Genomic DNA, 26,123 nt, shown 5'->3' on the forward strand with positions numbered 1-26,123 from the left:
GTAAGAATCGCTTAAGATTTTAAGTCAAGAAACGTAAATCTTGAGAGAATATTAAATGTATCGATCGCTTGGAAATCCAAGCTCGGGCCATGGAATACCTCTACCGCTTCGCCAACGCCAGTCTAACGCTCCGAGCGATCGAGCATGTCAGCACCTCCTGGCGCTCCTCTCTGCAATTTGTCACCGTTCTCCATCAGATTGATGGATGGATTTTGCGTCTCAAGTTGTTTTCGCCGCTCATTTCCAAAGCTCATCTCGATTTGCAAGCCTTTTTGCAAGAATTAGGCTCGCCTTACTTGCCCTCGCCGCAGCTCAAAGTTGTGCTCTGGAGCCTTGAATTGGGTCAATCTCCTATTTCCGTCATGGAACGTCATCAGGTAGCCGTCATTTCCCACGGTCGTCCGGACAAGGAAGAAATAGAGGAATTCTGCAAGCAATTTATTGCTGGTTTGGGTTACTGCCCCGCAACCCTTGCTTGATGAAGAGGCTATTGTCTTTTCTATCAGGGCCAAAGCGGCTGATGTTTCTTAAAGCTCAAACCTGAAGGACAGCCACTTTGCTCCCTGATTTTTAGGTTCAGGAATTGTGGTCTCTGCTCTCCGAATGACTGCTAAGAATCAGGAAAGTTGGGACAAATCCCGAAAACCCCAAAGAGATTGATCAATCAATAAATAATGGGGATGAATAATTATCATGGGCGATCGCAACGATCCCCAACCATGATAACGACCTCACCCCCTGCCCATAGCCACCTGAAAGATCAGCGCTTAATTCTGAACAATACCTTGACTGAGATTCATCCTCGAAGTCATTTGCTAAATAATAAAACAACTTAATTATTGCCTTGATTGTTTTTGAAATTGACCGATTTGATCGGGTTTCTGCTTAAAATCTGACCATAAAAACTCATGAGAACAAATCGATAAAAATCAAATCAAATCAAAATTAAAATAATTGAATTTGAATAATACAAATTCAATTAAAACTCAAGCAAAAAACACGAAAACGCACCTGAAAATCTTTGATAAATATCTGGAATACCTAAAAGATCAATTTTGACCCGAAACAAAATTTACTTGATCGCGATTTGCACCAATAGGGGCTAATTGCCCGAGAATTCCCGGTTCTGCGCGGTTCCAGACAAGACAGACCATTAGACTAGAGAAGCAAGCCTTACGGATTGGGCGTTGGAGCGATCGCCCTGTGTGATTGTCCATTGTAATTGTGCATTGCGGTCACCCATGGGCCGCGATCGCTCCGAAATTGGTCGCCCGATCGAGTCTTCTGCAACCGCCACCCAACTCGATTTGATTGCGATCCATGCAAAGCCTTGAAACGAAAACCTCATCAAAACCAGTGCCCTATAGTCTCGCGGACTGGCAGCGGGGCTATGAATCTCAACCCCAAGAGTTTGAGACCTGGATTGATGACATTGAAGGGGAAATTCCCAGCAACCTGACCGGCACGCTGTTTCGCAATGGCCCCGGCCTGCTGGATGTGGCCGGCGAGCCGATCGGACATCCCTTTGATGGGGATGGGATGATTTGCCAAATTACCTTCCACAATGGTCGGGCCCATTTTCGCAATCGGTTTGTGCGCACCGAAGGCTATTTGGCCGAACAGGCAGCCGGCAAAATTCTCTATCGCGGCGTGTTTGGTACGCAAAAGGCCGGCGGTTGGCTGGCGAATTTGTTGGATCTGAAGATTAAAAATATTGCCAATACCCATGTGATGTATTGGGCCGATCGACTCTGGGCCTTGTGGGAAGCGGCAGAACCCCACCGTTTGGATCCGAAAACCCTGGAGACGATCGGGCTGGATTCGATCGATGGACTGCTGAAGCCCGGCGATGCCTTTGCCGCCCATGCCCGCATTGATCCTGGCACGGTTCCCGGCGCGGCCGAAACAGCCACCGGAGCCAACCGCTGGGCCATGAGTCCCAACTCGGCGGGCGATCGGCGCTTCGTGAACTTTGCCGTGAAGCCCGGCCTTTCCACCAACATCACGATCTATGAATTAGACGAAGCGGGAAAACTCGCCAGCCGCCAAACCCGTAGCGTGCCGGGATTTGCCTTTTTGCATGATTTTGCCATCACTCCCCATTGGTGCATCTTTTTCCAAAATCCCGTCAAATTTAATCCGCTGCCTTTCATGCTGGGATTCAAAGGGGCGGGGCAATGCCTGGAATTTGACCCCAAACAACCCACTCGGGCCCTGCTGATTCCTCGGGATCCGAGCCAAGCGGTGCGCGTGCTGGATGTGCCGCCTTGCTTTGTGTTTCACCACGGCAACGCCTTTGAAAGCCCCGATGGTCAACAAATCACGATCGATTCCGTTTGCTATGACTCGTTCCCAACCCTGGAACCGGGCGCAGACTTCCGATCGGTTGATTTTGGCAGCCTGCCGGAAGGACAGCTTTGGCGATTTGAAATGGACTTGACCACCGATCGGGTGCGATCGCACTGCATCGAAAGTCGCTGCTGTGAATTTCCCAGCTTGCACCCCAATGCCGTGGGCCATGAACATCGCTACCTATATATCGGGGCAGCCCGATCGCCCCAAGGCAACGCGCCCCTGCAAGCGGTGTTGAAATTGGATTTGCAAACGGGCGATCGGGCCCTGTTTGACCTGGGCGCGCGGGTTTTTGGCGGTGAACCTCTGTTCGTTCCCAATCCCCAAGCCACCCAAGAGGACGATGGTTGGGTGTTGCTGCTGGCCTACAATGCCGAGCGCCACGCCTCCGATCTGATCATCCTGGCCGCTCAGGATCTGTCCCTGGTGGCTCGGTTGAAACTCAAGCACCATGTTCCTTATGGTCTGCATGGCAGCTTTGTGCCCCAGGTGTTTGGCATCGCAGACTAGAAATTGCAGAGCTAGAGATCGCAAATCTAGAAATTGCAGAGCTAGAAATTGCAGATTAGAACCGGAAAAACCCGATCGACTGGGCTGAACCATTTGAGCTGGGTGATTTGAGCTGGGTGATTGCCCAGCCAAGACCCAGCCCGGTGAACGGTTTCAACCCATCGGCCAAGACCAACCAGCAAACTTGTCCCTGCACGGGATGCACAGATTTTGCGATACCCTAGAGGGCGGCTGTTTTGCTCGCCAGAAGTTGTTTTAATCGGCTGGCCGGTGGCGTGCGATCGCCCCAGTCTGTCGCCAACAACCGTGCAATCGCCAAGAACCGAGAGAAGCACCAAGAGAAAGCACTGCAATCATGGCTTACCAACTTCCTGCCCTGCCCTACGATTACACGGCGCTGGAACCCTACATCAGCAAGAACACCCTGGAGTTCCACCACGACAAGCACCACGCCGCCTACGTCACCAACTACAACAAGGCCGTTGAAGGGACTGAGCTGGACGCACAGCCGATCGAAGACGTAATCAAAGCCATTGCTGGTGACGCATCCAAAGCTGGCATCTTCAACAACGCTGCCCAAGCCTGGAATCACAGCTTCTACTGGAACAGCATTAAGCCCAACGGTGGCGGCCAACCGGCCGGCGCACTGCTGGACAAAATTGTGGCTGACTTCGGCAGCTTTGATGAATTCGTGACCCAATTCAAAGCCGCTGGGGCTACCCAATTCGGTAGTGGTTGGGCTTGGCTGGTGCTCGATAACGGCACGCTCAAGGTGACCAAAACCGGCAACGCCGAAAACCCCATGACCGCCGGCCAAATTCCCCTCCTGACCATGGATGTTTGGGAACATGCCTACTATTTGGACTACCAAAATCGCCGTCCCGACTACATCAGCGATTTCGTAACCAAGCTGATCAACTGGGAGTTTGTGGCTGAAAACTTCGCCAAAGCTGCCTAGTTGTTGCCTCGGAACCTTGGGGTTTTTGAATTTTTCCGATGATTTAGCCCCCAATGGGTTCAATGCTTTTTTCCTTTGCCTGTTTGGTTACAGGTTTGGCAAAAAGTTGGTCTGCTGAATCATCTAAATCATCCCTGGCCGACCCAAGATAGTTTGGGTCGGCATTATTTTTGGTTTTTCCCGAAGGTCAAATTTCAATCACCCTGAACAATCAATCCGGGTGAAAAATGACCTGAAAAAAAACGTCCCGCACCGCTCAGGCTTGGGACGCGTCGCTGAATTGTCGCATTTAACATAGCAGACGACGATCGCCCAAAGACGGATGCCAGTTGTTTGCAATCCTTAATTGGCAATTGTGGTCTTGTTATTTCGGCTGCCCTATGCCCGCAAAATAACCCTTTCAGCCGATCGAATCCGACCCGACATTAGGGGTTAAATTCCGGGCAAAATTTCAAAGCGGGCAGCTCCCGCGCCCGATCGACCCGCGATCGGCTCAGGCATCTGCGAACCTGCGAACCTGCGAACCAATGATCCCGATCGATCGCGCTTAGGGAACCGGCGAGGCAATCAGGGCCGCCCCGATCGCCTCAGCCCCCACGCCGGGCACAAAGGCCAAGAAAGCATTACTGCTGCCCGCAATACTCATCATGGTTCCAGCCTGACCGTTGAGCGTAAAGGGCGCATAGGCCACGGCCGAGGGAGAGAATCCATCCGTCAAACCGATGCGATCGACCCCTGGGGTGAAGTCCGTCAAAATATCCGTCACTTCCGGCGTGGGCGCAGGGGTGCTCGTCCGCAACACAAAGATATCGGCTCCATCGCCCCCGGTCAGTTGATCCCGTCCCCGATCGCCCGACAGGATGTCGTCACCAGGGCCACCAATCAACACATCAAACCCAAAACCACCCCGCAGCAGGTCATTGCCCGCCCCGCCATCCAGGGTATCTGGGCCAATCCGCCCGGAAATTTGGTCATTGCCCGCGCCCCCTTGCAAGACATTCGGCAAGGCATTGCCCAAAATTTCATCAGTCCCAGCCGTGCCAACCACGTTTTCCAAATTGGCCCCAATCCCAACGACCCAGCCGTAGCCCATATCTTGGTAGTCGGGGCCGGTCGGTTCGTTTTTGCCCTTGTAAATACGTGCGCCCAAGGCAGAACGCTCCGTCAAGCGGCCGTTATCGATCAGATCAAACAGGTAATCGCCTGCCGGGAGGGCCGATGCGTCCACCGTGTCATTGCCCCCACCATCCCAAATCGCTTGCACCGTGCGGAGATTACTGGAATCTAGGCGATAGGTGGTGTTTTCTGCCCGTGAACCGCGATTGGTGCCATACAAGAACTGCAAAGCGGCAATATCCAACGCCATTAGCGTTGAAGGATCCGCAAATCCCTTGTCCTGCTGAGCATCGCCGTTGTAGCTCATGACCGTGTTCACGATATTGTCGCGAGCCGAGTCAAGAAACGGTTCTTCACCTGCGTTTTCTGCGGGTTGGCCAGGATCCTGGTTGGCGGTGGCGTTGTAGTTTCCGGGGTGCTTCAGGCCCAAGGCGTGACCAATTTCGTGGATCAGCGTCGAATAGCCATAGCTGCCGGGGCCGGAGGTAAAGGCCGTGCTCGGGTCGCTGTTGTTTGCGGGCTGGAGGTGAACTGCGCCGCCCCGCTCGGAATTGCTGGGATAGTAGGCGTAAGCATTGCCCTCTGGCCCTGGTCCCTGGGAGTAAACGATCCGTACCTTGCTGTCTGCGGAGTCCGCCACTTCCACAAAATTCAGCGGCACAATTTCGCTGTAGTGGCGAAAGATTGCCCGCACGTTGTTTTTAACGGACTCTTCGACCTCTTGGATGTTGGTTTCATCCGAACCGGCGTTGTAAGTGCTAGCGGTGGCAGGGGAAATGAAGCTGTAGGTGATGGTGCCGCCGGGGCCCACGGGCCACTTGTCGGGAGCGCCTGAGTCAGTGGTGGCGATGATCGTATCCACCACGGGCGAACCGCTGCCGGCCGCTAGGGGGCGGGTGGGGGCTGAGCTGCCGTTGGTGCTGCCACCCCGGGCCGATCGACAGGCCCGACAACTGCAACGGGAAGATTCAGGAGCAGTGGGGAGAGAGGCGGGTGCGAGAACAGAGTCACTGAGAGAGAAAGTGGTCATAAAAATAATGAACGGTTTAACATCCCTTCAACCATTCATCCATTTATAGAAATCCTTTCTGTGAATGCCAAGGTAAAAAGGAAAGTGTTGCTATCCGTAAAGGAATGAATCCTAAATTGATGTTTTGTGGGGAGCTGTGATTAGTCCCTTTCCTTGAATTGGATCATTAGGGACGCAAGGTGATTGAGGCGATGATTGAGGCTCTCAGAATGCTTGCTCTGGAGTAAATTGACCCAAGAAGTTGGAGACTTTGTGGGAGCAAGATCAGGCTAGGGTTCTGGCCAAAGGGTGTCTAGGGTGATGCTGAGGCTCCAATCGGCATCGGTCAGCAAGGCTCCGCGTAGGTCGGCGCGACAGAGGTTCGCTCCGTGCAAATTGGCCCCTCGTAAGTCGGCCCCTTGCAGGTTGGCATCGCTGAGATTCGCCCAGGCAAAGTCTGCACCAACCAGGCTGGCTCCGGACAGGTCGGCTTCGGCCAGTTGAGCGGCGGCCCAGTGGGAACGATCGCCCCGTAATTCTCGGGCCTGGAGGCCGTGGGCTTGCAGTTGCCCAAATTCGGCCCCCAAGACCAAGGCGCGATCGAGCAGGGCCCCTTGCAAAATTGCCCCTTGGGCACGGGTGAAGGCCCAGGTCGATCGCGCCAGTTGTCCGCGACTGAGGTTGGCTCCCCGCAGGTCAGCTTCGGCCAGGTTCACGCCGGCCCAACTCACATCCCGCAAGTCTGCGTGGCGCAGGTCGGCTTGGCGGAAGTTGGCCGCAATGGCTTGGCTGTGGCGCAACTGAATTCCGAAGCCCTGCATCCCGATCGCCCGTAAACCGAGACCTTGCAGATGGGAACCGTTGGCCCCTTGCAAGTCGGCGTGATCGAGAATTGCTTGCTGGAGTTGGGCCCCGGCCAAGTCCCACTGGGGCAAACGCCAACCGCTCAGATCTGCACCGCGCAAGTCGGCAGGCCGATCGCCCTGTTGTGCCCGCCAATCGGCCCACTGTCGGGGCGATCGGGCCAAATACATAAGATCCGCTGCGTCTGCCACGATCGATTGCTACTCCTTTCGGGTCAGGAGCACCGGGGTGCGGCCATCGTTGCCGTCATCCCGATCGCGTCCAGAAACATGGGCGATCGCATCCTCAACCGCTGCCACCGCCGCCAAAATATCTCGCTCTTCGCCACCGAGGTACATCCGCCCAAAGCTGCCCACCGCCGTGATGTGCAGAATATTGATCAACGCGGCCTTTTCCGCCTCGTTGGCGGCCAGGGCCGCATAGGCCGCCGGTTCCACCTCAAAAACATAGAGGGTCTGACCCGCCAGCAGCATGTTGCCACGGCTGGTGCGGTTAATTAATTGCGCCTGGTGAGGATCAATATTGCGGATGATTTGGCTGGAGATGACGCGGGGCTTGAGGCGATCGCTCTCCCGCACTCCCAAAGCCTGCAAAATGGCCCGGCCCGCTGTCAGGGTTTCCCCTTGGCGGCTGGAGTGAATTTCTAACAGGCCATATAACCGTTCCACAAACTGCACGCCGGGCCGCACGGAGGTGGCCTTGAGGGCCACATCGGTGATGCGGTTGATTTCAATCCCAGGCGATACTTCAATCCAAAGGGAACTGTCCCCGGGGAGCGGCAAGAAGCCGATCGCCACTGTGCCAATGTAGGCCGCATGTTGGGGTTGCAGGCGATCGAGATAAACGTAGCTTCGGAGTTCGATACCCAAGGAGGAGGCTGGCTTCCGCAGCGGGGGCAATGGCCGGAATCTGTGGGCAATCCACGGGCTTCATTGTGCCAAGGGGCCGGCCCCAGCACAAGGCCGATCGCCCAAGGTGGGGGAACAGCGGGCGATCGGGTCAGAAAATTAGACCAGCTCGCAAAATCCCTCGCCAAAGGGAAGATTTTGGGGGGAAAACTTCCGGGTAGAATGTCGATCTATGCCTGCGCAACCCCTGTCTCTTGCGCCGTTAGTTAATGCCCGTGTTATCGCGTTTTCGTACTGCTGCCAGCGCTGGCACTTTTTTGGTGACTGCCGAGGTGATGCCACCGAAGGGCAGCGACACTAGCCACATGTTGGCCATGGCCGAGCAGTTGCAACCTTGGGTTCATGCGGTGAACATCACCGACGGCAGCCGGGCCGTGTTGCGGATGTCTTCGTTGGCGGCCGCGAGCTTGCTGTTGCAACGGGGCATTGAACCCGTGTGGCAGGTGGCCTGTCGCGATCGAAACCGAATTGCCCTCCAAGCGGATTTGATGGGGGCCCATGCCCTGGGGATTCAGAACGTATTGGCCCTCACGGGTGACCCGGTGAAGGCCGGTGACTTTCCCGAAGCCCGCAGCGTCTTTGACTGGGAAGCGGTGCGCCTGTTGGAAGCGGTGAAGCGGCTCAACCAAGGGCAAGATGCAACCGATCGCCCCTTGGAAAATAGCGGAACGGATCTCTTTGTTGGAGCGGCGGTGGATCCCCAATGTAAGAGTTGGTTGGGGGTGCAGCGGCGTTTTCAGCGCAAATTAGCTGCCGGGGCCCAGTTTTTCCAAAGTCAATTAATTTCTGACTTCGATCGCTTGGATCAGTTCATGACCCAGGTGGCTGCCGGTTGCGGAAAGCCAATTTTGGCGGGGATCTTTCTGCTGAAATCAGCGAAAAATGCGGAATTTATCAACCGCAATGTGCCCGGCGTAGAAATTCCTCAGCATTTGATCGATCGCCTGGCTCGGGCCCAAGACCCCTTACGCGAGGGCATGGCGATCGCCGCTGAACAGGTGGCCATGGCCCGCCAAATTTGCCAGGGAGTCCATATGATGGCGGTGCGCCGCGAGGACTTAATTCCCGAAATTTTGCAGATGGCTGGTTTGGAACCCGTGACCCCGCCCGCCCAGCCGATCGACAGCAATGGCCAGTCCAATGGCCATGCCCATGGTCGTCCCAACAACCATTCAGACAGCCCCTTAGGCAGCCAACCAACCGATCAGGCCACCGATCAGATCACCGATCAAACCACCGGCCAAGCCACCGGCAATAGTTCATCCCCTTCCTTGACCTCTACCTCCTTTTTGCATCCATGAGCACCCCTGATGATTGGCTTGAAGTGGGCAAAATTGTTGCCCCCCAAGGTCTGCGGGGGGAACTGCGGATCTATCCCGACTCCGATTTTCCAGAACGATTTATGGAGCCGGGCCAGCGCTGGTTGTTGCCGCCGGGGGCCAAGCTGGGGCGGGACGAACCCCAACCGGTGCGCCTGCTGAGCGGTCGATATCTGAATAAGCAAAACCTGTATGTGGTGCGGTTTGCGGAAGTGGTCGATCGCACCAGTGCCGAAAACCTCCGGGGAGCCAAGTTGCTAGTTTCGGCCCACAGCCGCCCTCCCTTGGAAGCGGGGGAATATCACCTGATGGACTTGATGGGCATGGAGGTGTTTGATCAGGTGCAACAGGTTTCGATCGGGCAAGTGGTGGGCCTGGCGACCGCTGCTCAGGATTTGTTGCAAGTGCAGCTCACGGACTCGGAACAGGTGATTTTGATTCCCTTTGTGGATGAAATTGTCCCGATCGTTGACCTAACAACCAAGCGTCTGGAAATTGTGCCCCCCGCTGGTCTTTTGGATTTGTAATTCCAGCGGATAAATTCAACCCGAAATCTGCCCGAAATCTGCGGGCGATCGGCTGTTATTTCGGTTGTTGTTGCGACTTTTATTTTGGTTGTGATTAAACAGCTTCTGCCAGTTCCGGCGCGGGCAATTGAGAAGCAATCGCCCAACCCGCGCGTCGAGGCAGCCGAATTTCAAAACCCGTTCCTTGACCCGGTGCAGACTGGCAACTGAGCCGACCATGGTGTTGTTCCACCACAATTTGGTAGGCGATCGACAGGCCTAAACCAGTGCCCTGACCGATCGGCTTGGTGGTGAAAAAGGGGTCAAAAATGCGTGATCGCACCTCTGGGTTAATGCCCGTACCGTTATCGGTAATTTTAACCACCACCTCATGGTCTTCCACGACCGTTTGAATGGTGATCTTGGGAACGAGTTTCGTGGAACTTTCCCCACCAGCAACACCATAGGCTAACGGCTGAAACTGGCTTTCCAGGGCATCGATCGCGTTGCTGAGTAAGTTCATAAAAACCTGGTTCACTTGCCCGGGATAGCATTCCACCAGCGGCAAATCACCATATTGGCGATCGATTTGAATCTCCAAGCCCTTCAACGAGGGTAAGAGTCGATGCTGCAAAATCAACAGCGTACTTTCCAAGCCCTCATGTAAATCCACCGCCTTCATTTCCGCTTCATCAACCCTTGAAAAATTACGCAGAGACAGTGCTAGCGATCGGATGCGATCGGTGCCGGTCTTCATCGAGGTAATCAGCTTGGGTAAGTCAGTCTGAATAAAATCCAGATCGAGTTGATCAAGAATTTCTTCTTGCAAGTGAGGCGATTCTTGGTGTGTTTTCAGCAGTTGAATGATCTTCACCAGCTCCGCAGCATATTCTTCGAGATAACGCATATTGCCATAGATAAAACTGACAGGATTATTCAATTCATGGGCAATTCCCGCTACTAATTGACCGAGGCTCGACATTTTTTCTGCCTGAATGAGTTGGAGTTGGGTTGATTGCAACTCTTGCAAGGTGGCTTGCAGGGTTTGTGCCTTTTCTTGTAAATGAACTTTGGATGTTCGGAGCTGGTCTTCCACCTGCTTGCGATTGGTAATGTCGGTGTGGGAACCGGCCATGCGGTAGGGTCGCCCTTGATAGTTCCGTTGCAAGGTTCCTCGGCACAATACCCAGCGATAGGAACCATCACGATGTCGCAGGCGATATTCCAACTCCCATTGGGTGCGATCGCTGGCAAAAAATTGGCTTAAGGCCTGAGTGAACCGATCGCGATCGTCGGGATGCAAGCGATCAAACCATTGATCAACATGGGGCGGAATGTCTGCGGGTTGATAGCCCAACAAAGCCGCCCAGCGATCGGAAAATAGCGTCCGGCCCGTTTCCACCATCCAATCCCACAGACCATCGTGGGATCCCTTCACCGCCAGGGCAAAACTCGCCGTAGTGCGCCCAAAATCTCGATAGGGCGGCACTTGCAGCACCTGGAAACATTCATGCACTGACTGATAATTCAGGGGAATTGTCCAACCGGCGGCCCCAGCCGCTTGGGCTGCGGGCGCGTCAGTGGGCATCTGCAACAGCGCAATGGTCACCGCCTCCGCGATCGCCCGAGGAACCATGGGCAAAACAGCGAAGGGCCATTCCGGATAGAGCCGAGTGCTGAGGGCAAAGGGCAGCGCCGACGGCACAATCGCTGGAGGCGGCAGAATTTGAATGGTGTTTAAGTCCAGCGCCCCCGTTGCCGCGAGCTGTTCCAAAACATGGGTGCTGACGATCCCCACCTCTGCTTGACCCGATTGCACGGCGGCCACCACCCGATCGTGGCTCCCCAAAAACTCCAGCGCCGCAAAATCTCGATAGGGATCGATCGCCGCTTCGACCAATTCCCGCCACGCCATCCGCCAGCCCCCCAGGGAGGTTTCCGCCACCGCCGCCACCGATCGCCCCTTCAAATCTGACAACTGAGTCATGGGCAGGCGATCGCGCCGACTAAAAATTGCGCCGCCAAATTCCGTTACCGGTTTTCCCAATTGCAGCGTTTTCAAAGTGGCAATTCGGTTCAGACCAAATTGTGTTTCAAACTCCACATACAGCCCCGGATTAACAATGGCAAACTGTACGGCTTGGCTGGCAATGGCTTGATGGATATCATCAAAGCTCAGGGGAACCATTGTAAATTGACGATTAGAAACAACGGCCGATAAATAATCAGCCGTTGGTTGCCACATGGACTCAGCAATCTTTAATCCTCGGTTGGCTAACACTCCAATTTTGAGTGCAGTGCCAAATTCAGATCCTTCACCATCCCATTCAGGATTTTGGTGACTTGCCTCTCCAAAATTAAATGACTTTGCAGAACTAAATTGAATCGCTTTCATTCTTCACGACGGTTGGATAACCCGCTGCTTTCCAAGCTAAAATTCCTCCCTTCAGATGCACCAACGGTAGATTGCGATCGCGCAAGAGTCGCTGACCTCCTTCAGCCGATCGTCTGCCGCTGCGGCAATATAACACCACTGTTCCCAATTCAGCGCTCCAAGCTATCCCATTTAGTTGACTCAAGGGTTGTAAAACAGCACCAGCAATATGCTCTGCCTCAAATTCTTGAACTTCTCTCACATCAATTAAGGTAATTTTTTGAGTTTTCAACCATTGGTTGAGTGTCTCAGGTGTGATTTCTGAAACTGTTTGTTCCGAGATGATCTCTTGAATACTCATGATGTTTAGAATTGAAGATTGAGACTTGAGACTGGAGACTTGAGGTTTATTGCAATCGTTCGAGATCTTTCTAAAATGGGCTATTCAGAACGCCTAGAAAAATCAACCTAAACATCACAATGTTATTTGTGTTTTCACTGGCTGTGGTTTGACTGAATGCAATCAACAGAAACTAGGAATAATGGGTGAGGCGATTGAGCGATCGCAACCCGGTATCCAGCCCATAGCCGATCGCACCGATGGTCAAAATCGCAGCCATCAATTCGCTATAGGCCAGGCGATCGCGCGTATCCAAAATGAAGTAGCCCAAGCCCGAGCTAACCCCTAACATTTCGGCGGGCACTAACACGATCCAAATCACGCCGACTGCCAGCCGCAGCCCTACGAAAAGGTGCGGCCCGATCGCGGGCAAAATGACCCGACCAATCACCTCCCAACGGGTTGCACAAAGGCTGCGGGCTAACAGCAACCATCGCCGATCGACGCTATGCACTCCCGCCGCCGCATTCAGCAACACGGGCCAAACCGCCGCCACGGTGAGCAGAAAGTACACGGGCGCATCTCCAATCCCAAAGGCCATCACAGCCAGTGGCATCCAAGACAGGGGCGACACCATCCGCACAAACTGAAACAGAACAGACGTGCCCTGCTCCAGGGGCCGCCACAGCCCCAGGGCAATGCCAACGGGAATCCCAATCAGGGCGGCAGCGGCTAAGCCAACCACGACCCGCCGCAAACTCGCGCCAATGTGGGGTTCCAACGTGCCGTCACCCAGCAGCTTCAGGACGGTGGTGAGCGATTTTTCTGGTGAAAAGTCCCCCACGATCGCGCCGGGATGCAACAGCGGGGACGTGAGCGCCCACCACAGCAATAGCCCCAGCAGCAGGCCAAGCAAGGGGCTACTCACGATCCCCAACACTCCGCGAAGTTGTCGAGCAACGCCCGATCGCCCTGCTTTTTGCCACATTCCAACCGCCATGGCTGCCCAATCCCTCCAATGCCTAATAGCTTGTCTTGACGATGCTGAATGAGTGGGGCCAATGAGTGGAATCGCTGGCCACCCTTCCCCGAAATCGGCGTGAATCTAGATCGGCATGACTCGGCATGACTCGGCATGACTGTGATCTGTCGATCGGGAACTGACCCGGTCAAATTGACGTGGAATTGATGCTGAAGCGAGCTGGATCGGGTGATGCCCAAGGCTTCAGAGCGCGATCGTTTCCTTGCGGGTCAGGTTTTCGGGTAACCGGAAGGCAGCGGGGCCGCCCACCGCAGCCAAGGCCGCCTTCACCAAGGAGTCATCCACCAAGTCTTGGGCCACCCACTCGGGGTCAAGATCCTGTAAAAACTGGGTTTCTCCTTCCACTTGGGTTTCCTTGAGCAAGCGCACCAACTCAGCGGTGTAGGACGGAAAAGGATAGGGTTGAAAATCAATTCGATCGATCTGCCAATCGGGATGGGCGATCGCCCCTTGGGCTTTATAAACGGCTGGGTCGTAGGCCGTTAGGGCCCGAATCAGGGCTGCTTTCGGATGAGGCGTATATTTGCCCCCCTCCTTCGACAAAATTTCAGCCACACCTGCGCGGTTTTCGCCGCTCCAATGCTGGGCCTTGACGATCGCCTGCACCACCCGCTGCGCCCAATCGGGATGCTGGGTGAGGTCGTCTTCATGCATCAGCACCACACAGCAGGCGTGATCCTTCCACACATCGCCGGTAAAGCGCAGAATTTTGCCTGTTTTGAGGTTTTCTGCCGCCGCGTTGAAAGGTTCCGCCACGATGTAGCCCGCGATCGCTTGGTTGGCGAGGGCCGAAACCATATCCGGTGGCGGCAGCACAATTAAATTCACCTCGTTGGCGGCCACCTTGGCCTCTTTGGGCCGCCGCACCACCTTCAATCCTGCTTTCTTCAGCAGTTGCTGGAGCACCACGTTGTGGATTGAATACCAAAAGGGTACAGCCACCTTGCGACCGCCCAGGTCTTCCAGGCGATTAATTTCCGGCAAGACGGTCAGGGCTGAACCATTGGTGTGATTCCAGGCCACAATCTTGGCCGGAAACTTGCGGCCATAGCGCAACCACAAGGTGGCGGGCATCAGGATATGGATGACATTCACCTGTCTGGCCAAAAACGCTTCGACCACCTGCGGCCAAGAACGAAAGAGGGTTGGTTTTTCGGCCGTTAGTCCCTCCGCTTGGTATAGCTCGCGGGCATGGGCCACCAACAGGGGAGCCGCATCGGTGATCGGCAGGTAGCCAATTTTGACCGGGGGTTGGGCCGTGGGTGTCGCCGGGGCTGAAGCAGCGGGGCTAGATTGAGCGGGGCCTTGGGTTGGCTGGCAGCCCCCGACGGCCAGGGTTGCCCCCAGGGAGGCTGAGAATAGTCCTGTGAGTTGCAGGAAATCTCGCCGACTGAGGCCGCAGCAGTCGCAACCCAGGCCGGCAGTGGGGCCGCTGGCAAAGGGGGGCGCAATCCAATGGGGGGTGGCACGGCTCGATCGAGCGCGGGCTTGGCGATCGCTGGTCATGGTTGGACACCTCCCGCGATCGAGGGCAGAACAACGGGGTCAATCACGGTCAACAACTCCTCTAAAATTTCGCGACGCAGGGCCCCTTGGGCGGCGGGGTCTCGCAGGGCGCGATCGTTCGGATCTGTGGGGGGTGATCGCAAAATCCACTGGCGACGAATCCGCCCGGGATTGCGATCCATCAACACCACCCGATCGCCCAGGGCCAAAGCCTCATCAATGTCGTGGGTGACCATGAGCACGGCCGCTGGGTAGCGGGCGATCGCCTGAAGCAGCAGCGCTTGCATCGATCGGCGCGTAATCGCATCCAGGGCGCTGAACGGTTCATCCAACAGCAGCAGTTCCGGTTGCCGCACCAGGGCCCGTGCCAGGGCCACCCGCTGCGCCATCCCGCCCGAGAGTTGGTGAGGATAGGCCCGTTCCACGCCCCCTAAGCCAACGCTGGCCAAGGCTTCGGCCGCGCGCGATCGGGCAACTGCTTTGGCAATGGTGGGCATTCGCCGCAACTTCAATCCCCAGGTGATGTTTTGGGTCACCGTTAACCAGGGCAGCAAGGCCGGCCCCTGAAACACCATCCCCACCGAGGGTTGTGGCTCTTGGATAGGTTGACCCTTCAGCCGCACTTCTCCGGCCGTGGCCCGTTGCAAACCGGCGATGGCCAACAGCAGAGAAGACTTGCCGCAACCGCTGGGGCCCAGCAGGCAAACCAACTCCCGAGGGTGAAGGTCGAGGTTAATTTGCGCGAAGGCCAAGACCCGATCGCGTCCTGCGGAGTAGTGATGGGTTAGCCCCCGCACGGTCAGTAATGGGCGATCCGTTCGATCTGTTTGATCCGTTTCCCGATCGGCCGCAGCGTTCCCGACACCGGATTGAGGTGCGACTGATGGGGGCGATCGAAGAGTTGAGGTTTTGAGGCGATCGGGCGGCTTTGGGGTAGGGATGTCTGAGACCGTGGATGAGCGATCGGGTAACTCCCCGGACTCCCACAGATCCGGCGATCGGCCCACGGTCACCGGCAGCAACTCACTCATCGCCTGACCTCCGATCGGGAGGGCGATCGACTCGCGGCGGTTTTGGCGATCGACGGTGGAATGGCCCCCGTAGCCAGACCGGGGGCAGTGGTCAGGGCTGTGCGGGAGGGGTTGTGGATCGCGGGGCTGATGGTTGACTCAATTTCCGGGGTAATCGCGGTGGCGGGCGTGACGCGGGCCAACTCCGTTTCCAGTTGCACCAAGCTGGGGGTGAGCACCGGTAAAAACGCTACTTCCCGCCAGCGCCGGGCCGTTGCATGGTCGTTGAGATAGGCCCCGCCCCCCTGTGCTTCCAACTCCAGCGTGATGGCATCCACGGCCAGGCGGGTTAAGGCAATGCGGACTTCAAACAGATGCCGCGTTTCAGCAAAGGAAAACTCGGAGAGCGCCGCCAATTGCCGCAGTTGCGTGGCCAGCTCGTCGTAGCGGTGATCAAGCTGCTGCAAGGCTCCCCGCAATACCTGCGATCGGGTTTGGAGCGTGTTGCGAATGGCCCGCCGAGCCGATCGAGCCTTGCCCAAACTCAAACCGCACTGCAACAGCAAGAATGCCGGCCGAATGGTTGGCAGAAACTGCCTTGCTCGATCGCTCAAAACCCAAGTGCGATCGACCTCCACCCCTTCCAGGGTTAAGGCCGCCGTGTTGGAACCACGCAGCCCCAACAAATCCAAATCCGCACTACGCGACAGGCCCGGGGTATTCGCCGGAATCACCGCCACGATCGCCTCCCCCTCAGGGGTTTCCGCCGCCACCGCCACCAAAAACTCACCCGGCACTAAATTAGAAGCCCAGGGCAAATGGCCATCCAAGCGTAACCGTTGCCCCTGCCAACGGGCTTGTACCCGCAAGGCCTCAATACCCGCCAAGTGCTTCATGGCGTTCGATAAACCCGTCGCGCCGAAGCGATCAGCCCGTACCACCTGGGGCAGGAGGGTTTGGCGCAACTTGTCGTTATCACTGGCCACCAAATATTCCGCAAAGGCTCGCTGGCACCAAAACACAAAGGCGCTGGTTAAGCAGTCCTCCGCCGTTTGGGCGATCGCCTCGATGGCATCCAAGCGCGTGCCCCCCGTCCCGCCTTGGCGCTCAGGAATGCCCAGCCCAAGCCAGCCAACCGATGCCAACAACCGCAACGAGTTCCGACTGTCTCGGTAACCCTCGCCATCATTCACTGCTTGGGCTTGCTCCGCCAGCAAAGCCCGAATCGCCTGTGGATCGACAACACCAGTTTTCACATCTATTGCCTACAGAATGATTGCCTACAAAATTACCGACCTAAATCGACCCTAAATTGGTCATTTTTCTGGGCATTAACCTGAGTCTTAAACCTGAGTCTTAGTCCAGCGTTTCCAGACTGGTGAGCCGATCGATGGGCGCACCCACCACCTCGCGGGCTTGCTTCACCGTTGCCTCATCGGGACTGTCATAAAAACAGAGACACTTACTCAAGTCTTCGCAAACATAGGTTCGCTCAAAGGAAACTGCCGGTACTTGAGCATAAAGAGGGGATTTTTCAGCCTTGCGTTGCAAATACTTTTCCATCGTTAGCCCCGCTGGCAAATCCCATTCCACCAGGTAATTAGCTTTGTCCTTCTGGTTTTTAACGGCAGCTAAGTCTTGCCCCACCAAGCGCACAGGTTTAACTAGCTCGATCGTCAGGCTACTATTCAAAAAAGCCGCACGCACTGATACTTCATCCTGGGCATCAAGAATGGCAAAAAGCCGAAAAAGATCCTTGCCAATTTGGGCCTCAATCAATTCCGAATCGGTTGCGAGGGCCGCTTTTGATACTTGATCCAAAGCGGTACGAATTTCATCCCCATGCCGGTTCAATATGGATGCTTCAACCAAAAATAGTGTCATTTTTATCTCTCCTGGTTCTTCGGTTTTGGGCAATGATTGGCAGAAAATTCAGGCTAGTCGATTCATACAGCCTTTACCGAGAACGATTGGTGCGTCAAACCGCAGGTGCTATGAAGCGGTTAGGAGGTGGGCAATGCCCACCCTACAGGTTTGAGCTAGGTACAGGCTGTAATTTTGAATCAAGTGAATTTTGAATCAAAGGGATTGGTCAATCAGTACCGGATCAATGCTGATCAACGGGTTAAAGATTGACCAATTTTGACAACCGACCCCAAGAATCAAAATCCTGGCCTGAATTTTCAGTCAGCTTTGGGTCAATGCCTAGGCGCGATCAGGGCCAGTTTCCACCGGTAAATCAGTGGTGCTGTACTCAGTCCAAGACCCTTCATAAATGCGCACATTGGGATAGCCCAAAAGATGCTTCAGCACCACATATTGCAAAGTGGCTTCCCGTCCAGTGCTGCAAGAAACAATGATTTGTTTGTCGGGGGTGATGTTACGGCTGGCCAGAATCTGCCGAATTTCATCCAAGGACTTCAGCTTGTGGGGATTTTTGAGCGCTTCTTGGGAATTGTTGGCTTCGGTAAAGGTTGGCCAAGGAATATTTCTCGCGCCGGGAATGTGACCGTTTCGCACCCAAAGGGGCTTTTCACCGCTGAATAATTCCGGAGGGCGAGGGTCAATAAAAACCACGTTGGGCTGGCCAATTAATTTCCGCACATCGGCCAGGGTGACGCGAACGGAGGGATCGTCTTTGAGTTGGAATGTTTGCCGATCGTACCGGGGATATTCCTTGGTGACGGTTTGACCCGAGGTCTGATAACCGGCAAAGCCACCATCCACGATCGCAATGTCTTTGACTCCCGATCGCTCCAACAGGTAGGCCACCATGGTTGCGCCTAACACGTCATTGCCGTTGGAATAAACGGCGACCTTTTGGCGATTGTTAACCCCAGCTTTGCCAAAGAGCGATGCGATTTTTTCGTTGTCCCAATATTGCACCGGCAAAAAGCCATCGGGGCCGCGAAAGGCTAAATCTGCAATATGCACAGCGCCGGGAACATGGCCCCCGATGTAGTCCAGGGGCGAGTTGCGCACATCCAAAACGCGCAAGTTGGTATCACTCAAATGTTGGCTGAGCCACTGGGGTGACACAAATTCAATTTTCGCCTTGGGAGCGTTGGCGACGGCGGGTAAGGCCCAAGTGGGCAACAACACCACAAGGGCGATCGCCAACATGCCCCACAGCCAGGTTGTGAAGTGCCAACGCCGGAACGCTCGTTTTGTCCAACGATCGCTGCCATTGATCCTGCCCATTTGTCGAAACCCTCATTTGCCCTTGAACTGCTTGGATCTATAAAGACCGGTTTTCCGATCGGATTACCGTTTAATGCAGTGCATGGTATCACTCCTGTTCCAAAAAGTCCACTTTCCCGATCGGGTTACCGATGATTACCAAGAAACGATCGGGGCAAGCGCTCCTGGGGGGAATTGTCCGGTTGGCTGAATCCTTGGCGGGCAAAGAGATGGAAGTTAGGCTAGGCGATAATGGCCCCAGCCGATCGCCCTGTGGATTGGCTCCCGACCTGGGCCCGATGGCTGGCCGGGTCGATCGCTCGTCGCTCATTGGTTTTTCATCGTGACCTCAGAACAACACCCCCGTCCCCAAACCCCAACGACGATCGCGGTTTTTTATCCGTTTTTTGCGGGTGGGGGAGCGGAAGCCGTGACCCTGTGGATGTTGAATGCGTTGCAGGCAGACTATGACCTGACGTTATTTACACTGACCCCGATCGACCTCAATCGGTTAAATCAACTCTATGGAACCCAACTTTCCGATCGGGTCAAGGTGCGCTATTGCATCCCGGCTCCCTTCAAGAATTTGGTGGAATTTCTAATCGCCAATAGTCAATTTTTTCGCAAGTTTTTTTGCCACTTTTGCATCCGATTTTTCAAGAAATTTAGTCGGCAATATAATTTGGCGGTTTCTGGCTATAACGCGATTGATTTGGGTTGTGATGGGGTGCAATATGTCCATTGGGTGGGTGTCTTAGAAAATCGAAATTTCTATTGGGTTTCGCAGTTTTCGGAAGCCAGAATGCGGCGCAATTGGTCGATCGCCAATTCACGGATGGTGGCCACGGTGACCCAAGAGCGTTACGGTGGCCAACCGGTGGTGGTTTATCCGCCCGTGGCCGTGGATGCGCCGACGGTGGCTTGGCCCGATCGCGAGGAAGCTTTTATCTGTAGTGGGCGCTTGACCAAAGCCAAGGAACCGCATCGGGTGCTGGAAATTTTGAAGCGGGTGCGCGATCAGGGTTTTCCGATCAAGCTCTATTTCACGGGCGGCGGTGGCGGGGTTTATGGTCAAAAATATCGGCAGTTTTTACAACAAAAAATTGATGAAAATGCTGATTGGGTGACCCTTTACGAAAACTTGAGCTATGCCGATTATGTGAATGTGCTGTCTCGTTGCCGCTATGGACTCCACTGGAAAAAGGAACCCTTTGGCATCTCGATCGCGGAAATGGTGAAGGTGGGAACTATTCCCTTTGTGCGCGATCGGGGAGGTGGTCAGGTGGAAATTGTTGGAGAACAGAACAAGGAATTGATGTTCGCCAATGACGAGGAAGCGGTGGCTAGAATTGTGGCGCTGCTGTCCTCTTCGGAGCTGCAAAATCGAATGCGATCGGCCCTTGAAAAACAGGCTCAACTGTTTTCAACGGAGCAGTTTTCCCAGGATATTCGGCAAGCCATTGAAACCTATTTGAAGCAGCGCCCTTGATCGATATTTGATCGATTTTGATCGATACCTGAAAGGGTGTCTGAAAAGTCGCGATCGCTCAGGTCAGGGTTGGGAGACCCAACCCCTACGGCGATCTTGGTTTCGTTGGCTGCGGGTCACGATCGATTCTGTTCCGGTTGCCTCGTCCATTCCGCTGGGCCGGCTGAATCAACATAGGTTGCCGAAAGCCTTGACCAGTTGCCAAGCCTTTCGACCTGGTAGGCGACACGCCTTAAGCTAGGAGAGCGCTAGGCGAGTGGGGTTAATCAACGGTCCATGCTGCTGTCATTGCGGATTGAAAACTTTGCGCTGGTGGATGCGCTGGAAGTGACCCTTGGGCCCGGGCTGAATGTGCTGACGGGAGAAACGGGCGCGGGCAAGTCGATTATTCTCGACGCGATCGAGGCGGTGTTGGGCGGGCGCATCACGGCCCGATCGATCCGCACCGGCTGCGATCGGGCAGAAATTGAGGCGACCTTTGCCATTGATCGATCGCTGCGGGCCTGGCTGGAAGCGAGGCAATGGGACACGACGGGCGATCGGCTGGTTTGCAGCGTGGAAATTGTCAGCAGTCCCGGCAATGGCGACGGGGGCAAAGGCGGCCGCAGCACGGTGCGCAGCCGGTTTCGCTGCAACGGGCAACCCATCCCCAAAACCCGCATGGCCATCCTGCGCGATCGACTGGTGACCATTGCCGCCCAGGGACAAACGGTGCAATTGCTGCAAGCAGAATCCCAGCGGGATTGGCTGGATGAGTTTGGCGGCGCACCGATTTTGAAGCAGCGATCGGCCGTGGCCAAGGCCTATGACCGGGCCCAGGAATTGTGGTTGCAACTGAGCAGCCGCCGACAACAGGAAGCCCAGCGACAACAACAACTCGATCTCTATCAATTCCAGTTGCAAGAGCTGATGGCGGCGGCCCTCACGGAAGCACAGGAACTGGCTGACCTGGAGCAAGAGCGCGATCGCCTGACCCATGTGGTGGACTTGCAACAGCAGAGCTACCAGGCCTATGAGTTGCTCTATGCCGGGGCCGACGATGCGGCTTCTTGTGCAGAACTGTTGGGCAAAGCGGAAGCCCTATTGGAGCGATCGGCCCGGTTCGATCGACAGGTGGAAGCCATTTTGGAGATGGTGACCAGCGCCCTCACCCAAGTCACGGAGGCGGGGCTGCAAATCAACGCCTACGGAGCCAGCCTGGAAAGCGATCCCGATCGGCTGGAGTGGGTGGAGGGGCGAATCATGCAACTCAAGGCCCTTTGCCGGAAATATAACCTCGACCTGGGTGCGCTGATTGCGCGGCGCGATGAGCTGGAACAGTGGGTGGCGGAGTTGACGGACGGGGGGCAATCCCTGGAGGCCTTGGAGCACCAGTACCAAGCGGCCTATCAAGCCCTCGAAGCCGAGTGCGATCGCTTGCATCAACTGCGTCGCCGGGCCGCGCGGGATTTGGAAACGCAACTGGTGGCGGAATTGGTTCCCCTGGCCATGGAGCGGGTGCAGTTTGCTGTGGAGTTTGGGCGGGTTCCTCCCTCGTCGGCCGGGTTCGATCGAATTACCTACACCTTCAGCCCTAACCCCGGAGAACCCTTGCAACCCTTGAGCGAAACGGCTTCCGGTGGGGAAATGAGCCGTTTTTTGCTGGCGTTTGAAGCCTGTTTTTCCCAGGTGAGCCAGGTACAAACGGCGATTTTTGATGAAATTGATGCGGGGGTTTCCGGGCGGGTGGCCCAGGCGATCGCCCAAAAGCTCCATCACCTCAGCCAAGATCACCAAGTTCTGTGCGTGACACACCAGCCGATCGTGGCGGCCATGGCCGATCACCACTTCCGCGTGGCCAAAGTGACGATTAGCACCCCCCTGGCCGAATCGATCACTGACCAAAATGATGCAGAAGGAATCCGAACCGTGGTGCGTCTCAGTGCTTTGGGATCAGAACATCGCCGGTTGGAGCTGGCCCAACTGGCCGGGGGCCTCGACGGCCCAGCGGGTTCCACGGAAACCCTGGCGGCGGCTAATGCCTTTGCCGATTCCCTGCTCGATCGAGCCGCCCGGTTGCGCCAGGGCGATCGGCCCCCACGGGCCCCGCGCCGCCTCCCTCGAAAAACGTCGTAAAATCAACGACAATCTCGACTCCTGAATCCCTCTATGGTCAGAGTAGCGATCAACCCGTCATCCCAAAATGGCTTTTCAACGCTGGATCGCCCATTCTGGATCGCCCGTTTTGTTTGATCGCCTCTTGGACTCCCACAACCACGGCTTCATTCATGGCCCCGGGCCTAAGCCACCGAAGTTGCCCCCTGAGGAAAATAGAATAAACAGACTACACTAGGGCGTAAAAACAATGCTTCGGATTGCATCCTTGGAGCGATCGCCCTAGATCCGTGGACTCAGAAACGCCACGATCCACGCCAATTCTCAGGTTCGGGCAATGGTCTTCAAAACCAATTGCGAACCGGTTAATCACTGGTGACTCATCCAGTAGGGTGATCGATCATCAGCCGCTCCCGACAGTTGTTTCAGTTCCGTGATTGTTTGAGGTTTCTTCGCACCCATAATCTCCACCCACCGCTGACCCATTTCCCCGCGCACCCTATTTGCACCCCATTCAAGTTACTTCCCTGCTGATTCTGCTTCGATCGCACCTTGACCCGCAGCGATAATCTCCCGAGCATCTATGGCCCCCTCGTCGCCTAAGCAACCGATCGCCCAAGCCACCATTCTCGAAGCCACCGTCGTGGATGTCGTCGCCACGGACTCCCGCGCTACCGAGGTTGTGACGGATAACACCGCTGCCACCCACGAGGCCAGCCGGCCCCCAGCCAATCCGCGCCCCTCCAGCAGCGGCGGCGGTGGGTTAGTGGTCTCGCGCCAAGGCGGGTTTAAGGCGTTCCTCGCACCCCTGAAGCGCGACACCTTTAAACAGGTGGTCACCGACGTGGAGGACAAGCTCCGGGTCGTGAACCAAACCCTCTCCATGTTGGACGTGCTCAACGACAACCAAGGGGGGTTTGAAACGGTTCTGGAGGAAATGCTCGAATCGATCAGCCTGAAAACCGGGGAACTGCTCAACGCCGATCGCACCACCATCTACCTGTTAGACGAAGAGCGGGGGGAACTGTGGTCGAAGGTGGCCAAGGGCGCACCCGAAATTCGGATTCCTTCCACCGTCGGGATTGCTGGAGAAGTGGCCACCTCCCGCAAAGTCATCAACATTCCCTACGACTTCTACAACGATCCCCGATCGGCCGCCGCCAAAAAGTTTGATCAGCAAAACCATTACCGCACCTACACCATGCTGGTAATGCCCCTGCTCAACGAGTTTGAAGAACTCGTGGCCGTGGTGCAACTGATCAACAAACTGAAGCCCGGCGTGGATCCGAGCACGGGACTGGCGGACAAAATTGATCTCGAAGGCTTCACCGGCCATGATGAGCAGGTGTTTCGGGAGTTTGCTCCCTCCATCCGTCTGATTTTGGAGTCGTCGCGGGCGTTCTACGCGGCCATCAAACGTCAGCGGGCGGCCAATGCGCTGATGAAGGCCACGGAAGGCCTGAGCAAGAGCAGCTTGGACTTGGAAGAAACCCTGGCCAATGTGATGGATCAGGCCAAGGAATTGATGCAGGCCGATCGCAGCACCCTTTGGCTCTACGACGAAAATAAAAATCAGCTCTGGACCAAAATTCCGATCAACGGTCGGCCCACGGAAATTCGGATTGATGCGGCCAGCACGGCCTTCGCCGCCCAAGTGGCCCAGTCTGGTCAGCCCCTGCGAATTGACTTTGACCTGTACGATCGCCCCGATTCCGAAACCTCCAAACAAACCGACCAGCGCAGCGGCTACCGCACTTGCAGCATGTTGTGTATGCCGGTGTTCAATGCCGATCGGCACTTGATCGGCGTGACCCAGCTCATTAACAAAAAGCGCCAAGGCGAATTTCCCGCCTACGATCCTGCCGATTGGCCCGCTGCCCCCGAATGCTGGAAAGCCAGCTTTGACAGCAGTGACCAAGAATTCATGGAAGCCTTCAACATCCAAGCGGGGGTGGCGCTGCAAAATGCCAAATTGTTTGCGGAAATCAAACAGCAGGAGCAAATGCAGAAAGACATTCTGCGATCGCTCTCCGATGGGGTGATTTCCACCGACAAAAACGGCAAAATCCTGGCCGCCAACGACAGCGCCAAAAAGCTGCTGGGTCTGGAGTCCGATGACGAACTGGAAGGGCTTTCGGTCACGGATGTGGTGCGCCTGAAGGCCAAGGCCGATCGGGAAGGGGGTGACAAGTTTAACCAGTGGGTGCAAGCGGCCCTTTCCGCCAGCGAGGAAAAAGCCCGCCGGCAATATTACCCCGACCAAACCTTGATGCCTTCGACCCTGATCGAAGTGCCGCCGCCGGCCCCGGCCCCGACTCCTGTTCCCAAGCCCCCCGGCCTTGATGACGACCTGTGGGACGAGCCGACGATGATTGTTCCCGAGCCGGAACCGGAAGCCAAGCAGGAGGAACATAGCGTTAACCTGTCCCTGAACACGATCGCCGACGCGGCCGATCCCACCCAGGTGCGCGGGGCCTTGATCGTGATGGAAGACATCAGCGATGAAAAACGCCTGAAGAGCACCATGTATCGCTACATGACCCAAGAGTTGGCGGAACAGCTCCTGGCCAGTGGCGAAACCAAGATGGGGGGCGATCGCAAGGATGTATCGGTGCTGTTCTCCGACATCCGCAGCTACACCACCATCACCGAAAGCATGACCGCCGAAGAGGTGGTGGCCATGCTCAACGAATATTTCGAGTCGATGGTGGATGCGGTGTTCCAACACAAGGGAACCCTCGACAAATACATCGGGGACGCAATCATGGCCGTGTTTGGCTCACCGTTGCCCCTCGATGACCATGCCTGGATGGCGGTGCAAACGGCGGTGGATATGCGCCATCGGTTGGTGGAGTTCAACCTGAAGCGTCGTGAACAGGGCAAGAAGGAAATCAGCATCGGGATTGGCTTGCATTCCGATGAAGTGATTAGCGGCAACATTGGTTCCAGTCGGCGGATGGAGTTCACCGCGATCGGGGACGGTGTGAACCTGGGGTCTCGCCTGGAAGGGGCCACCAAGCAGTATGGCTGCGACATCTTGATTAGCGAAAACACCTATCGCAAGTGCAACCCCGATCGACTCTGGGCCCGCGAACTGGACTACATCAAAGTGAAGGGCAAGAACAAGCCCGTCTCGGTGTACGAAATCATCGCCATCAAGGAAGGGCCCCTGGCTCGCGAAGTGCCCCAAGCGAAGCTGGATATCCTGGATCACTACGGCCGCGGTCGGCGGCTCTATCTCGATCGGCAGTTTGCCCGGGCCATGGCTGAATTCGGCATGGTGTTGGAAATTAACAAGGACGAAAAAGCCGCTCAACTGCAACTCCAACGCTGTCAGCATTACCTGACCAATCCCCCCGAGGCCGAGTGGGATGGTGCATTCACCATGACCAGCAAGTAAATCTGGTAATGCTCGCGTAGCTGCGCAAAATCTGGCGCAATCTAGCGAAACCGGTTCATAAACCCCATTGACCAGCCGATCGGGGAGGTCAGTGGGGTTTACGAGCGTTAACGGGCGATCGCCCCAGCCTTGGAAAGCTGTGGATC

At 55.7% G+C, this 26,123-nt stretch carries 20 protein-coding genes and 1 pseudogene; 9 read left to right on the forward strand and 12 right to left on the reverse strand.

Annotated elements, in window-relative coordinates:
- Positions 1-89: 89 nt before the first annotated feature.
- Positions 90-479 (forward strand): hypothetical protein, encoded by a 390-nt coding sequence (locus H6G53_RS06140; RefSeq protein WP_099533415.1) that lies wholly within the window; start codon positions 90-92, stop codon positions 477-479.
- 674 nt (positions 480-1,153) lie between these two features.
- Here H6G53_RS06140 and H6G53_RS06145 read toward each other — a convergent pair.
- Positions 1,154-1,297, reverse strand: coding sequence for a hypothetical protein (locus tag H6G53_RS06145; protein ID WP_190531501.1), 144 nt, complete (start codon positions 1,295-1,297; stop codon positions 1,154-1,156).
- Positions 1,298-1,320: 23 nt separating this feature from the next.
- On the opposite strand from H6G53_RS06145, the gene H6G53_RS06150 reads away from it, so the two are divergent.
- Complete coding sequence (locus H6G53_RS06150) at positions 1,321-2,862, forward strand: carotenoid oxygenase family protein (RefSeq protein ID WP_190531503.1); 1,542 nt, start codon at positions 1,321-1,323, stop codon at positions 2,860-2,862.
- 355 nt (positions 2,863-3,217) lie between these two features.
- The gene (locus tag H6G53_RS06155; RefSeq protein WP_190531505.1) at positions 3,218-3,820 is read left to right on the forward strand and encodes a superoxide dismutase; all 603 of its coding nucleotides are present in this window, start codon (positions 3,218-3,220) and stop codon (positions 3,818-3,820) included.
- 547 nt (positions 3,821-4,367) lie between these two features.
- Here H6G53_RS06155 and H6G53_RS06160 read toward each other — a convergent pair.
- The 3 genes from H6G53_RS06160 to H6G53_RS06170 form a co-directional block, all read right to left on the reverse strand.
- Complete coding sequence (locus H6G53_RS06160; protein ID WP_099533327.1) at positions 4,368-5,966, reverse strand: matrixin family metalloprotease; 1,599 nt, start codon at positions 5,964-5,966, stop codon at positions 4,368-4,370.
- Positions 5,967-6,235: 269 nt separating this feature from the next.
- Positions 6,236-7,000 (reverse strand): pentapeptide repeat-containing protein, encoded by a 765-nt coding sequence (locus tag H6G53_RS19070; RefSeq protein ID WP_190531507.1) that lies wholly within the window; start codon positions 6,998-7,000, stop codon positions 6,236-6,238.
- Positions 7,001-7,009: 9 nt separating this feature from the next.
- Complete coding sequence (locus tag H6G53_RS06170; RefSeq protein WP_099533414.1) at positions 7,010-7,678, reverse strand: hypothetical protein; 669 nt, start codon at positions 7,676-7,678, stop codon at positions 7,010-7,012.
- 248 nt (positions 7,679-7,926) lie between these two features.
- Here H6G53_RS06170 and H6G53_RS06175 point away from each other — a divergent pair.
- Positions 7,927-8,820, forward strand: a pseudogene (locus H6G53_RS06175) (methylenetetrahydrofolate reductase); the annotation flags it as partial.
- A gap of 194 nt (positions 8,821-9,014) precedes the next feature.
- Complete coding sequence (rimM, locus tag H6G53_RS06180; protein WP_190353898.1) at positions 9,015-9,563, forward strand: ribosome maturation factor RimM; 549 nt, start codon at positions 9,015-9,017, stop codon at positions 9,561-9,563.
- A 94-nt stretch (positions 9,564-9,657) separates the two neighbouring features.
- Here the strand turns inward: rimM and H6G53_RS06185 are convergent, their stop codons facing one another.
- The 8 genes from H6G53_RS06185 to H6G53_RS06220 form a co-directional block, all read right to left on the reverse strand.
- The gene (locus H6G53_RS06185; RefSeq protein ID WP_255512342.1) at positions 9,658-11,937 is read right to left on the reverse strand and encodes a PhnD/SsuA/transferrin family substrate-binding protein; all 2,280 of its coding nucleotides are present in this window, start codon (positions 11,935-11,937) and stop codon (positions 9,658-9,660) included.
- On the reverse strand, positions 11,918-12,277 hold the full coding sequence (locus H6G53_RS06190; protein WP_190531512.1) for a rhodanese-like domain-containing protein: 360 nt from the start codon (positions 12,275-12,277) through the stop codon (positions 11,918-11,920). The genes H6G53_RS06185 and H6G53_RS06190 overlap by 20 nt, the downstream gene beginning before the upstream one ends.
- 172 nt (positions 12,278-12,449) lie before the next feature.
- Positions 12,450-13,256 (reverse strand): ABC transporter permease, encoded by an 807-nt coding sequence (locus H6G53_RS06195; protein WP_242030714.1) that lies wholly within the window; start codon positions 13,254-13,256, stop codon positions 12,450-12,452.
- Positions 13,257-13,481: 225 nt separating this feature from the next.
- Positions 13,482-14,804, reverse strand: a complete 1,323-nt coding sequence (locus H6G53_RS06200) for an ABC transporter substrate-binding protein (protein ID WP_190531515.1) — start codon at positions 14,802-14,804, stop codon at positions 13,482-13,484.
- Positions 14,801-15,835 carry an ABC transporter ATP-binding protein gene (locus H6G53_RS06205; protein ID WP_190526025.1) on the reverse strand — a complete coding sequence of 345 codons (1,035 nt, stop codon included), beginning with the start codon at positions 15,833-15,835 and terminating at the stop codon, positions 14,801-14,803. Before H6G53_RS06205 ends, H6G53_RS06200 begins: the two co-directional genes overlap by 4 nt.
- A complete protein-coding gene (locus H6G53_RS06210) occupies positions 15,832-17,070 on the reverse strand; it encodes an acyl-CoA dehydrogenase family protein (RefSeq protein WP_199309138.1) in 1,239 nt (412 codons plus the stop codon). The genes H6G53_RS06205 and H6G53_RS06210 overlap by 4 nt, the downstream gene beginning before the upstream one ends.
- Before the next feature lie 100 nt (positions 17,071-17,170).
- Positions 17,171-17,698 (reverse strand): DUF4242 domain-containing protein, encoded by a 528-nt coding sequence (locus H6G53_RS06215; protein ID WP_099533318.1) that lies wholly within the window; start codon positions 17,696-17,698, stop codon positions 17,171-17,173.
- Between the two features lie 321 nt (positions 17,699-18,019).
- On the reverse strand, positions 18,020-18,937 hold the full coding sequence (locus H6G53_RS06220; RefSeq protein ID WP_190353975.1) for a sulfurtransferase: 918 nt from the start codon (positions 18,935-18,937) through the stop codon (positions 18,020-18,022).
- Positions 18,938-19,146: 209 nt separating this feature from the next.
- Between H6G53_RS06220 and H6G53_RS06225 the strand changes: the two genes are divergently transcribed.
- The 4 genes from H6G53_RS06225 to H6G53_RS18535 all read left to right on the forward strand — a co-directional run bounded on the left by H6G53_RS06225 (position 19,147) and on the right by H6G53_RS18535 (position 25,977).
- Positions 19,147-19,341: a hypothetical protein gene (locus H6G53_RS06225; RefSeq protein WP_190526028.1), complete on the forward strand. Its 195-nt coding sequence runs from the start codon at positions 19,147-19,149 to the stop codon at positions 19,339-19,341.
- A complete protein-coding gene (locus H6G53_RS19180) occupies positions 19,338-20,483 on the forward strand; it encodes a glycosyltransferase (RefSeq protein WP_199309139.1) in 1,146 nt (381 codons plus the stop codon). The genes H6G53_RS06225 and H6G53_RS19180 overlap by 4 nt, the downstream gene beginning before the upstream one ends.
- Positions 20,484-20,759: 276 nt before the next feature.
- Positions 20,760-22,598 carry a DNA repair protein RecN gene (gene recN / locus H6G53_RS06235; protein ID WP_190531517.1) on the forward strand — a complete coding sequence of 613 codons (1,839 nt, stop codon included), beginning with the start codon at positions 20,760-20,762 and terminating at the stop codon, positions 22,596-22,598.
- Between the two features lie 562 nt (positions 22,599-23,160).
- Positions 23,161-25,977: an adenylate/guanylate cyclase domain-containing protein gene (locus H6G53_RS18535; protein ID WP_199309140.1), complete on the forward strand. Its 2,817-nt coding sequence runs from the start codon at positions 23,161-23,163 to the stop codon at positions 25,975-25,977.
- Positions 25,978-26,123 lie beyond the last annotated feature (146 nt).

This window comes from Limnothrix sp. FACHB-406 (assembly GCF_014698235.1).
Classification (GTDB): Bacteria; Cyanobacteriota; Cyanobacteriia; order CACIAM-69d; family CACIAM-69d; genus CACIAM-69d.